9 protein-coding genes are annotated in these 12,677 nt (G+C 42.3%); all 9 read left to right on the top strand.

Annotation, left to right across the window (positions count from 1 at the left end; translation table 11 throughout):
* Positions 1-150: 150 nt before the first annotated feature.
* The 9 genes from KUV50_RS00005 (at position 151) to KUV50_RS00045 (ending at position 12,675) form a co-directional block, all read left to right on the top strand.
* On the top strand, positions 151-1,947 hold the full coding sequence (locus KUV50_RS00005; RefSeq protein ID WP_315899904.1) for a SusC/RagA family TonB-linked outer membrane protein: 1,797 nt from the start codon (positions 151-153) through the stop codon (positions 1,945-1,947).
* 15 nt (positions 1,948-1,962) lie between these two features.
* On the top strand, positions 1,963-3,453 hold the full coding sequence (locus tag KUV50_RS00010) for a RagB/SusD family nutrient uptake outer membrane protein (protein WP_222578021.1): 1,491 nt from the start codon (positions 1,963-1,965) through the stop codon (positions 3,451-3,453).
* A 7-nt stretch (positions 3,454-3,460) separates the two neighbouring features.
* Positions 3,461-4,639: a sialidase family protein gene (locus KUV50_RS00015; RefSeq protein ID WP_222578022.1), complete on the top strand. Its 1,179-nt coding sequence runs from the start codon at positions 3,461-3,463 to the stop codon at positions 4,637-4,639.
* 4 nt (positions 4,640-4,643) lie between these two features.
* Positions 4,644-5,789, top strand: a complete 1,146-nt coding sequence (locus KUV50_RS00020; protein ID WP_222578023.1) for a sialidase family protein — start codon at positions 4,644-4,646, stop codon at positions 5,787-5,789.
* Between the two features lie 115 nt (positions 5,790-5,904).
* A complete protein-coding gene (locus tag KUV50_RS00025; protein WP_222578024.1) occupies positions 5,905-7,296 on the top strand; it encodes a sulfatase in 1,392 nt (463 codons plus the stop codon).
* A 2-nt stretch (positions 7,297-7,298) separates the two neighbouring features.
* Positions 7,299-8,042, top strand: a complete 744-nt coding sequence (locus KUV50_RS00030) for a phytanoyl-CoA dioxygenase family protein (protein ID WP_222578025.1) — start codon at positions 7,299-7,301, stop codon at positions 8,040-8,042.
* Between the two features lie 11 nt (positions 8,043-8,053).
* Entirely contained in the window at positions 8,054-8,986 is a 933-nt protein-coding gene (locus tag KUV50_RS00035; RefSeq protein WP_222578026.1) for a dihydrodipicolinate synthase family protein, read from the top strand.
* Positions 8,987-9,349: 363 nt separating this feature from the next.
* Entirely contained in the window at positions 9,350-10,372 is a 1,023-nt protein-coding gene (locus KUV50_RS00040) for a hypothetical protein (protein WP_222578027.1), read from the top strand.
* A 182-nt stretch (positions 10,373-10,554) separates the two neighbouring features.
* Entirely contained in the window at positions 10,555-12,675 is a 2,121-nt protein-coding gene (locus tag KUV50_RS00045; RefSeq protein WP_222578028.1) for a LamG domain-containing protein, read from the top strand.
* Positions 12,676-12,677 lie beyond the last annotated feature (2 nt).

The raw sequence follows: 12,677 nt of genomic DNA on the forward strand, positions 1-12,677 counted from the left end.
GCAAGTTCATCCTTGTCTGCAATCTGATTGACCAATTCATCGAGTAATTTTTGAGTTTGATCTTTCATAGTATAAAGTTTTTAGACTCACAAAATCAGATCAATTCCGCTCAACACAAAATTTTTTGGAAAGTCTTCTTGAACTCCACAAATACACAAACTACTTGACAGTCCCACTTTTTCCGCTGGCGCTAACTGGAATATTCTTCCAAATTTGACTTTTGAACCTCAGGTCTCATTGTATAATATTACCAACAGTTCATATAATTTTCAGCCTAGTTTTCTCAACGGGGTCAGTAATTTGGTGGATAGTCGAAGAGCAAGTGCTTCTGAATACAAATGGCGACAATCACAAGTTGATGCTGTTCTCTCTTATTCAAAATCAATCTTAAATGCGCATCATTTCGATGCGAAGGCTGGATTTTCTTATTTTGGTCGAACCGAATCGCGACTTAGTGCGACCGGGCAAGGGGCTTCGACGGATCTTATTCCTACGCTCAATGCTTCGGCAGAACCTGTAGATATAAGTAGTTCAGTTACCGATCAGGTTATACTTGGATATTTTAGTCGAATCAATTACAATTTTGATTACAAGTACCTCTTGTCTTTTAATATGCGTTACGATGGTGCATCCAACCTCGGTAAGCAATACAGATGGGGGTTCTTTCCAGGGGTTTCATTGGGATGGAATCTCCACCATGAGGATTTTTGGGCGGTTTTACCTGAAAACTTGTTGAATTTAAAATTGAGAGGGAGTTATGGGGTTAATGGAAATATCGGAAATCTCGGTGATTTTTCGGCCCAGGGCGCTTATGGTGTAGGTGCCAAATATGCCGGATTAGCTGCTATTCAGAACTCCATCATACGTAACCCGGAACTCCAATGGGAAGAATCAAAAACGCTTAATTTTGGTGCAGATATAGGTCTGTGGAACAGGCGAGTTAATGTAATGGTCGATGTTTTTAGGCGAGTAACGGATAATTTGATTACGAGTCTTTCTTTACCCCCATCCACTGGATTTGGAAGCATATTGACAAACCTGGGTAGCCTGGAAAATAAAGGAATTGAATTAGAATTAAATGCTGCTATCCTGCCACCCAATTCAGATTTTCAATGGAACATCGCATTTAATTCATCCAAAGTGAGTAATAAAATACTTGAATTGCCTGATAATGGAACCGAAAATAATCGAATTGGAGGTTATTACGTATGGGATCCGGCGATTAATGATTACAACTGGTTAGGGGGATTGCAAGAGGGAGGTAGTTTGGGTGAGTATTATGAATACCGTCAATTGGGAATTTATGCAACTGATGAAGAGGCCGCAAGCGCCCCATTAGATCGGATTGCACGCGTAGGAGATAAAAAACATGGTGGGGATGTTATTTGGGATGATCTGGATGGAAATGGCGAAATAGATAGCCGTGACAGAGTCTACGTCGGAACAGAATTTCCAACTTGGACTGGCGGATTGACGAACACCTGGTCCTACAAGGGGTTGTCATTGCTTTTGCGGATGGATTATACGACGGGCCACACTATTTATAATTACGCCCGGGCCTTTATGAATGGTCAGTGGAAGCTCAATATGAATTTGACGCAAGAAATGGTGGATAATGCCTGGCAGGAACAGGGTGATCAAACTTATATGCCCCGGTATACCTGGGAGAGCCAGCGGGGAGCCTATAATATTTTTCCGACCAGAACAGGTCAGCAGTATTATGAATCCGGTGATTATCTTTCTGTTCGTGAGTTGACTGTGAGTTATGAATTACCTGAGTCAGTTCTCAATATGCTGAAAATTAACAGCATTCGATTCAATGTGACCGGGAACAACCTTCACTATTTTACGAAATACAAAGGATTGAATCCTGAATTTGGAGGTCGCGACTATGGTCGTTATCCGATCCCAAAGAATATCATTTTTGGGTTAAATATTTCATTCTAATAAAACTAGATCATAATGAGAAAAATAACTAACAATATCATACTAGTAATTATTCTATCTGCTTTTCAGATATCATGTTCTGATTTGCTGGACGTAGATCCGACTAGTGTTATTACGACAGATTCTTTTTGGGCATCTGAGGGAGATGCTGAAGGTGCTTTGGCTGGAATGTATGTAGATCTTAGGGATGTAGCTCGATTCAATTTATTTATCCTGGGTGAAGCACGTGCTGACGTGGTGACGCTCGGAACAGTCGGTGATGGAGGGTATGCAAAGTATTATAATAACACCGTTAACCCCGCAGATGCCGGTCCAAGTTGGTCGAGCTTTTATACCTTGATCAATAGTGCGAACCTAATTATAAAGTATGTACCTGATATCAACTTTGCTTCGGAAGATCGTAAAAGCGATATTTTAGCTCAGGCCTATGCGATGCGCGCTTACACTTATTTTGTGATGACCAGAACATGGGGTGCACTGCCCTTAAGAACCGAACCTACAGAAGGATTTGGAGCAGAAACCACACAAAAGCCAAGATCACCGATGTCTGAGGTTTTTGAATTAATAAAAAATGATATCGAACAAGCATTGCAGTTGTTCCCGGATGAAGACTATGGCCCCTATCGCGCTTTTTGGTCTAAACCTGCGGTTCAGGCCCTTAAAGGCAATGTTTATTTGTGGACCGGCAAACAAGAAGGCGGTGGAGATTCTGATATTCAAACAGCTCTTGCAGCATTAAATGAGATTAAGAACTCTGATGTTCAATTGTTAAACAACTACGAAGATGTATTTGATTATTCCAACAAAGGAAATGATGAAATATTAATGGCTGTTCGCTTAGCTGAATTTGAAACAGGAGGGAGTTATTTTCAAAATATGTACATCATTAATAGTGCGATTCCTTCTAACATAACACCAGAAACTAGACAAAAAATAGGACCTGTGGGACCTGGTAATAATATTATGGTTCCAACTTCTTATCTCAAATCACTCTATGAAGAAAACGATGTGCGAAAAGAAGAAACCTTTTATGAAATTTATACGAAGAATGAAGATGGGAATCCCACCGTTTATTATACCACCATTGTGGTTAAAGAAGATGGATTGATTACCGGTGGCGACAGACAATTTATTGATGATATCATTTTGTATCGATATGCTGATGTTTTATTGATGATCGCTGAAGCAAAGAATGCATTGGGACAAGATCCCGCAGCAGAAATTAACCAGGTTCGGATGCGTGCCTTCGGAGATGATTTTTCAGGTAATGAATTTGTTGCCGGATCAAAAGAAGAAAATAATGAATTCATTCTCGAAGAAAGACTTCGTGAGTTGGCCTTTGAAGGCAAGCGTTGGTGGGATTTACTCCGGTTTGGAAAAGCCATTGAGTTAGTTCCAGCGCTCCAGGACAAAGAGAATCCAGAACATCTGTTGTTGTGGCCAATCTCAAATTCTGTGTTAAGTCTCGAACCTACCGTAGAACAGAATCCGGGGTATCAAAATTAAATCAAATATGAAGAACGGAAAATGGGCTATTATAGCTCTTATTTTATTCGTTGGACCGTTCTATTTGATCGGTTCAAATCATCCGATTATATCTTATAATAAAAGATCCACTACCCTTGGTATAACCGATACCACTCGATATCAGATTATTTCGAAAGGTGGTGACGCTGGTGATTACCAGGCCTTTCCAGATGCGTGTCGACTGCAAAACGGGGACATCGTAGTAGTCTTTTATGGTGGGGATGGCCATATTACATATCCCAACGAACAATATCCCAAGGCAGGAAGAATTTGCATGGTCCGCTCTAGGGACGAAGGGAAGACCTGGTCCAGGCCGGTAACCATATTTGATGATCTTCATGATAATCGTGATCCGCACATCAGTCAGCGGAATGATGGTACGATAATGGTTAGTTTTTTCTCTTTGGATCTAAAATCCAATCCTAAATCCAGATCTGGTGTTGGGGTCCATTTTATTGAATCTCATGACAATGGACATACCTGGACCACCAAACCTCGTCTGGTTTCTCCTTTTGGAAAGGACTGGTATTGCTCCGCGCCCATTCGAGAAATGGTAGATGGAACCTTGATTTTTCCGGTGTATAGACAAATTATGGGTACACAAAACGCCTGGGGCGGCGTGTTTTTATCGTATGACAAAGGGAAAAGCTGGACAGACCCCATTACAATCGGGGAAGACGCCGGTTTGTTTTTGGCTGCGGAAACAGATGTGATACGCCTGAAAAATGGTGCTTTGTTTGCAGCACTGCGTGGCCAGAACGAATTGCCTATGCATTATGCCATTAGTCAGGATGTTGGAAAATCCTGGTCACCTGTTGAGAGCATCGGATTCTTGGCGCATTCACCCCATCTAAATCGGTTGAGTACTGGTGAAATATTTATGGTATATCGAGGAGTAGAAAATAGCCATACTTTTGATTGGGATAAAGCATATACGGCACTTCGGGTTAGTTATGATGAAGGGAAAACCTGGCAAGGTCCATTTAAATTGGATAATAGCCGGGGAGCTTATCCGTCGACGGTCGAATTAAAGGATGGAACCATTTTATTGGTTTTTTACGAAGAAGGGGAAAACAGTGGTGTTGGTGCATTAAACTTTGAAGTACCAGCGAAAGAACAAGCTTTATCTCCGCCTGCTGAATGGGTGAAATTTTTAAATAACTAACGTGATGAAAGAAAGAATTACCGTCTTGTATGTATCAATTTATGCGTTTATATTATCCATTGGTGTACTCGGAAACGCTCATGCCAATTCAGGTGAATATGTATTGCACAAGGATACCAGGGTCAATGGCGATACGGTATCGATCCTGGAAAAGTATATTTCAATCGATAATGTATGCGCCTGGCCCAATCTGACTCAACTGGATAATGGAAGTGTGATCGCCACAATATTTAATCAGCCCAGTCATGGCCGGGGAGAAGGTGATGTCGAAACCTGGGTAAGTAAAGATGGTCGCTTTTGGGATAAGCAGGGAACACCCACTAATCATGAACCGGGTACCAATAGAATGAATGTCGCCGCCGGATTATCCGCTTCCGGGGATCTGATCGTGCTCACTTCTGGTTGGGAATTGAAAAAAGATCGCAAAGGCAAGGTATCTTTAGTGAAGGTGTTGCGACCCTGGGTATCCCGCTCTTCAGATCATGGATCTACATGGAAAACCAACAAGAATGGTTTTCCCACCGCAGACAAAAACATGACCAACTTCATTCCGTTTGGAGATATTCTGCAGGGGGAAGATGGGTCGCTAAGAGCGATTGGTTATGCTCAGTCCCAGAATAAAGTGATCAACAAAACCGCCATGTTCAGAAGTGATGACGATGGTTCGACCTGGAAAAAGATGTCGATGATCAGTGATGGATCAGATCAGACATCCAAAGGACACAATGAAACTGCGCTTTTTTACCTGGGGCAGGGGGAATGGATTGCAGCAGCACGAAGATGGAAAGGTGGGCAATCCATGGATTTGTTCAGAAGCACAGATGATGGAGAAAGCTGGGTGAAAGAAAGTCAGCTTACAAATTCCCGACAGCATCCGGGGCATTTATTGCGATTGGAGGACGGGCGACTATTATTGACCTATGGAAATCGGGTAAAAGACCAATATGGAGTGGCGGTAAAAATCAGTGAAGATCATGGCCGGACATGGGGTGATGAGATGATGTTATTTAGTCAGAAAATGTCAGTTGATATTGGCTATCCCTCCAGTGTTCAACAAGAAGATGGAACGATAATTACCGCATACTACGCGTCCAGGGAGAAAAACCACGACAGGTATCATATGGGAACGGTGATCTGGGAACTCAAATAATTGGTGCAGTCATGAATAGGATGTTTAAAGTGAAACTGCTTACTTTCTTTATAAGTGTCGCAATGCTTTCACAAATATCCGCTCAGAATTTGCGCCCCAATATATTATTGATTGTTTGGAAGATAATAGCGCCGACTTGGGATGTTATGGCAATGATATAGTCCATACGCCGACTCTGGATAAACTGGCGCACAATGGTGTCCGGTTCACCAATGCCTATACAACTTATTCTGTCTGCAGTCCCTCAAGAAGCAGCATCTTTACTGGTTTATATCCGCATCAAAATGGCCAGATTGGGTGGGCTACTCATCATTATGCTTTGTACGAGGGCGTCAAAGTACTTCCTCAATACCTCTCTGACACGGGATATAAAACAGGGATTATTGGTAAAGTTCACGTTAATCCTGAAAGCCGTTTTAATTTTGACTTTGAAGCTATTCCGGAATCCAATTTTGGAAAAAAAAGATTGTCAGAGTATGCCTCCCATGCGAAGCATTTCATTCAGCAATCCGGGTCCGCGACACCATACTTTCTGATGGTCAATTTCCCGGATGCACACCTGCCGTTTCAGAATGAGGTCGAGAATCTCCCCACGGTCAGCGTTGATGCCGCTAAGATACGAACCACGTTGCCTTTCGCCGGGGTCAATACTCGGCGAATGAGAGACGAGACAGAAAAGTATTACAATTGCATCAATCGCCTGGATGAATCGATAAGCATGCTTTTCGACAGCATCGGAGGATTAGAAAATACCTTAGTCATTTACCTAAGTGATCATGGGGCCCAGTTTAGCAGAGGAAAGCTGACCAATTACGAAGGTGGATTGAAAATTCCGTTTTTGATGTCATGGGAAGGGGCTGCCACCTGCAAAAATATCGTAAGGGATGAGCTAATTTCTGTGGTCGATTTGCTGCCTACCATTTTGGATGTGGCGGGGTTAGACATCCCGGCACACTTGCCTGGACAAAGTTTGTTGCCGTTTCTAAATGATCCGACTGGATCGATTAATTGGAGAACCTATTTAGGAGCTGATGGAGAAGGCTCTTCACCGGTATTTTATTTTCCGCGAAGAAGCATCAGAAATGACCGGTTTAAGCTCATTCTAAATATTGGTGTGGGGCGTAAAGAATTCCCTGCATATGGTGCTTATGCGAATCCTGAATTTGGATCTGGTGCGACAGAAGAGGAGATTCATCATTCACCAAACCATGTGAAAAAGGCTTATGCAATATGGAAGCAACCGCCTACCTTTGAACTCTACGATCTGGATCAGGATCCGTGGGAATTCAATAACCTATCTGATCACCCCCATTTTCAACATGTACTGGATAATATGAAGACACTTTTAAGAAGGTGGCGTGAAGAAACCAATGATCCTTTGCTGGATCGTGTTAAGCTAGAAAAATTAACCGCAGAAATGGATTCGATTAATCATCTCTATCCAGATCATTCTTATCGGAATATTCCAAATTTCAAATGGAACTACCTGGATTACTTAAAACCTTAATCATGGATGCAGCGCATTTGAAAAACCAATTTGAAGAACAAGGATTTCTATTCCTGTCTGATTTTTTTGATAATCGCGAATTAAAGCGCATCAAAGAAAAGGTTCAAAATTATATTTTGAATATTGCACCCGGACTGCCATCTGATAAAGTGTTTTATGAAGATGCTGACGACCTTAATTCCATCAAACAGCTTTTTCATCTGTCCGATTATGATGTTTTTTTTAAAGATTTACTCCGAGGAAGTAAACTAGAAGACCTGGCCAGGGTCTTTTTTGGTGAAGATACGGGTCAGGGGTTTGTGGAGTATTTTAACAAACCACCGGGAATCGGTCAACCCACTCCTCCCCATCAGGATTGTTATTATTTTATGTTGTCCCCACCCAAAGCACTGACATTCTGGATCCCACTGGAAGACGTCGATGAAGAAAACGGTTGTTTGCGATATGTCAGGGGGTCGCACAAACTGGGGATGCGTCCACACGGCCGAACGAAAACCCTTGGTTTTTCTCAGGGCATCACCGACTTTGGGACCAAGGACGATATCGCCAATGAAGTGAGCATGCCCACGAAGCAAGGGGATGTTCTCGTTCATGATGGCATGACGATTCACCGGGCGGATCGAAATAAAAGCCATACAAGATCCAGAAGTGTGCTCGGTATCGTGTACTTTGCAGAATCAGCCATAGAAGACTTAGAGGCAAAAAAAGCCTACGAGGAAAAATTAAAAATCGATCGAACGAAATAAGTCAATTCCTTATGAAGCATTTGTCTTCGAACAACTTAATAGGAATTTGGTGTTCCATCCAATTACCCATACTAGCAGACAATAGCATTGATTTCAATAGTTTGAAAGAGGAAATGGATATGTTAACGAACACATCGATTCAAGGAATATATTCTAATGGTACAGCCGCAGAATTCTACAACCAAACAGAATCGGAATTTGACGGAATCAATGAAATGATGGCAGATATCTGTCATAAAAAGAGGTTTCCTTTTCAGATTGGTGCCAGCCATATGAGTCCTATTATTTCCAGGGAAAGAATAAGACGCACAAAAGCTTTGAATCCAAAAGCTTTTCAAATTACATTGCCTGAATGGCTCCCACTTAATTCCGACGAACAATTGTCTTTTTTGGCAGAGGTAATTGAGGAAGCTGATCCAATTCCGGTTGTTCTTTATAGCCCGGGCCACTCCAAAACCGTACTGACACCTTCTGATTTCAAAAGGATATCCGATAGATTCCCTCAGCTTATTGGCATCAAAGTAGGTGCCGGAGGGCTTGAATGGTATGCTGAGATGCGGAAAATGAATGGTGGTCTTGCGGTATTTGTTCCGGGGCATCGGCTGGCAACCGGAATAAAAGAAGGGGTAGCTAAAGGATCATACTCCAATGTCGCCTGTATTAATCCAAATGCGGCTCAAAAATGGTTTGAAATAATTATAGATAATATTGATGAAGGGATAAGGATCGAAAATCAAATCCTGCATTTCTTTGAAGAAGGAATTGTCCCGTTAGCTCGTGCTGGATATTCTGATGCTGCATTGGATAAACTTTTGTGGGCATTAAGTGGTCGCAGCACGACGAGTCCACGATTGCGATGGCCATACATAGGTGTAAGGGACCATGTGGTCGAAGATACGAGAAAGATTGCACAGCGTATTTTACCGGATTTCTTTCAAGTATAAATAATAATTGAGGAGCAAAAACGAACGATCCCCGGATAATCGCAGGCTGATTTTTAAAAACATCATTGGTTTTAGCGGAATTGTATAAACAAGATGCCCCCATTGTGCCGATAACAAACATTAAAGAAGTGGTAAGCGAGCGGGCATTCTTGTATTGATCATGTTTAAGAATCCAGCGGGACAGTATCTAAATTTGTGCGGCCATTGAAATATAGTATCAAAGTGTAGCATTAAAGTAGGAGAACGAAATCTACTTTTCGCCTAACTTAGCTGATACATTAAGTTTGAACATAAGGGATTACATCTCTGAGTGTTTCTATGCGGATATTAAGGGAGTAGATTTTTTAATCAATTGTAATACTTATGAAAAATTTGATACTAATTTTAGGACTTCTTCTTCCTTTGACGGTTCTGACACAAAATACAACCATAGAAGAGACTAATTTCCCTTATCCAGTTTCGAGAATTTATGGCACGGATGAACACAGTGCTTTCACAGACCTTATCCGGTTCAACGATGTGTTTTATTGTTCCTTCCGAGTCGGGAGTGATCATGCCGGGGGCGAGGATGGAAAAGTACGTATTTTACGTTCTCAAAATGGGGAACAATGGGAGACCGTGGCGTTAGTAGATAAGCCGGGACTCGATTTACGAGACCCCAAACTATCCATTACGCCGGATGGACGAATTATGGTGATTATGGGAGGGTCTGTGTATGAAGGAAAGTCGAGATTGGATATGCGTCCGCAGGTTTCATTTTCAGATCGTGAAGGTGCATCATTTTCTTCCCCGATCGAAGTGCATATCGATCCTGAAAGTGGCCGGAAAAATAGTTGGATCTGGCGGGTGACCTGGAACAATGGTGTCGGTTATGGCACGAGAGTACAAATAAAAGACCATAGCCCCTGGCGTGTTTCTATAGATAAAACCAATGACGGTTCACATTTTCAAGAAATATCACAGTTGGAAGTTGATGGGAAGGCCAATGAATCGACCATCCGATTCGATGACCAGGATAATATGTATGTCATTGTGCGGCGTGAAGGCGATGATAAAGTGGGTGTGCTAGCGAAAAGCAGTCCGCCGTACAATAACTGGAAGTATCAAAAATTAGATTTTCGACTTGGCGGGCCAAACTTTTTATGTTTGAACAAAGATAAATTGGTCGTGGGAACCCGCAAATATAAAGACGGGGTCAAGACACAAATTTTGGTGACTGATTTGGACGGGGATGTACGCAAAACTTTTGTGCTGCCCAGTGGTGGTGATACCAGCTATCCGGGGATGCTTATTTACAACGAAAAGCTTTGGATATCTTATTATTCCAGTCATGAAGACGGGGCTAATATTTATTTGACTAAAATCCCACTGAAAGACTTGGATTAAAGAGGTTCAAATTTAAATGAGTTTGTTCACCCGTTTAGGAAAAAATCAGATAATATATGAAACCTTTCTTTTTTTTCATATTCTCACTATTCGTGTTAGGTCTGATAACTACAATGTCGTTTAATAGAACAGTTGTATTGCCACCGAACTTGGATTTTAAATTAGGTTCAAATCCTGCAGATTTGACAGGGCATTGGCAATTGTTTGTAGACGATTATCTGGTGGAGCGAAAGGTGAATGTAAAACGAATATATCATCCCTTTACAAAGCATCCGAACAATCCTTTGCTCGTGGCAGATAAGCCGTGGGAAGGGCGAACCAGTTATTTATATGGGACCGTGTTGCCCAACGAAACCAATGATGGATATAAGATGTGGTACCACGCCTGGCTCGGTGAGTATACAAACCTATATGCCACAAGCCCAGATGGATTGAATTGGGACAAACCAGAGTTAGGACTAGTAGAATTTCAAGGATCCACAGATAATAATCTATTTCTCCGCAGGACCAGGGAAGATCATATTCCCCAGGTGATTTATACCCCATGGGAAAGGGATTCGAGTCGAAGATATAAATTGATAAATTATGATTACGGAAAGACAGAACCGAACAATCTTGTCAGTGGTTTCTATGGTGCGTATTCAGCAGATGGCATTCATTGGAATGACACCCCAGTCAATCCGATTCTTAAAGATCCGGGCGATGTAGGTAATTTTGTTTGGGACCCACATGAGAATCAATACATAGGATATCCTAAAGTTTTTGCACCCGTTCGTGGATTTAGAAGAAGGTGCGTCGGATATAGTTCGACGACTAATTTTGAAACATGGCCCCAGGCAGAGTTGATCCTGGTACCTGATCGTGCGGATGACTTTTGGGTAGAAGAAGAATACCAGCGGACGGAATTTTATGGTTTGAGTGGTTTTGCTTACGAATCGGGGTATATCGGATTTCTTTGGATATTTCCGCTTACCGATGGGAAAAATGATGGTCCTATTTATTGTGAAATTGTTAGTAGTCGGGATGGAATTAACTGGACCCGACAGGAAGTACAAGGAGGTCGCAGGGTTCCTATTTTACCGACAGGCGGGCCGGACGACTGGGATCGGGGTATGGTTTTCAGCACCAATCATCCCTTGATAGAAGATGGGCACATAAAACTTTGGTATGGTGGATCTTCTGCCACGCATAGTGGTCGTACAGATAGTTCCAGATCAAGTATTGGATTAGCCACTCTGCGGAAGGACGGATTTGCTTCACTGCAAGCGGGCCAGGATGGGGGTGAGGTTATAACAAAAATTTTTGTTGGCGCTCAGGGCCAATTATTAATCAATGCCAATGCGGAAGGTGGGTCGATTAGAGTGGAGTTGTTGGATGGATCCGGGACTGTCATTCCCGGCTACGAAAAGGAAAGATGTCAGGTGGTGAATAAAGATGGACTTGATTTAGAAGTGCGGTGGGACGATCAAGATGGATTGCCTGATGATAAAGAAATACGATTCGCCTTTCATCTTAAAAATGCTGCTCTTTATTCTTTTATGGCCGGCAGTGAACTTCAGTTGATTGATCAGCCTGATTCGGATCGTATATTTTTGGACTTTGAGGAGGAATTTGAATCTAACGCTTTGTCAAAATCTTATCAATTGCATGGCAACGCTGCTCTTGTAAAAGATAGCTCAAGTAACCATATCAGCAACTCCATGGTGAAGTTGACACCAGATGTGAAAACTGAGGTTGGGAGAATTGAAATCTTAAATACCAATAACTTAGGAACCTCCTTTACAATGGCTGCCAGAGTCAAGAATTTGGGAGGAGGTCATGCACGGATCTTTAGTAATCATAGAGGAGTGGGAGAGTTTGTGACCGGCGAAGTCGTCCTTGATGTCGACCCACGTGGGGTAGCATTCCCTGGAATCCGGTTTGTTGTAAATGGACAAGCTGTATTTTCAGGGAAAGTGAATATTCACGATGAAGAGTGGCATCACCTCGCCGTTACCTACGACGAAGGGGAGGTGATCTTATATTTGGATGGCAACATGGTAGGTTCCGGATTTATTCAATCCGGTTCAGTACCCTTACAAGCGGATAATGGCCATCGGTGGTATCTGGAAAATTCCACTGCCCCTTCGAAGGTTGGAATTCAACTTGGCAATAATGTTTTTTTGGGTGCGGATCGGAACAAACCGTTTTTTGCAAGGAGGAGGACGATACTGCCTTCTGCTTCCAAAGCGGCTTTGAATGGATGCATTGATGATGTTATAATTGCCAGAGAGGCTTTACTACCGGATCAGTTTATGAATTAGCG

The sequence above is a fragment of the Membranihabitans marinus genome, assembly GCF_019802045.1.
Classification (GTDB): domain Bacteria; phylum Bacteroidota; class Bacteroidia; order Chitinophagales; family Saprospiraceae; genus Membranihabitans; species Membranihabitans marinus_A.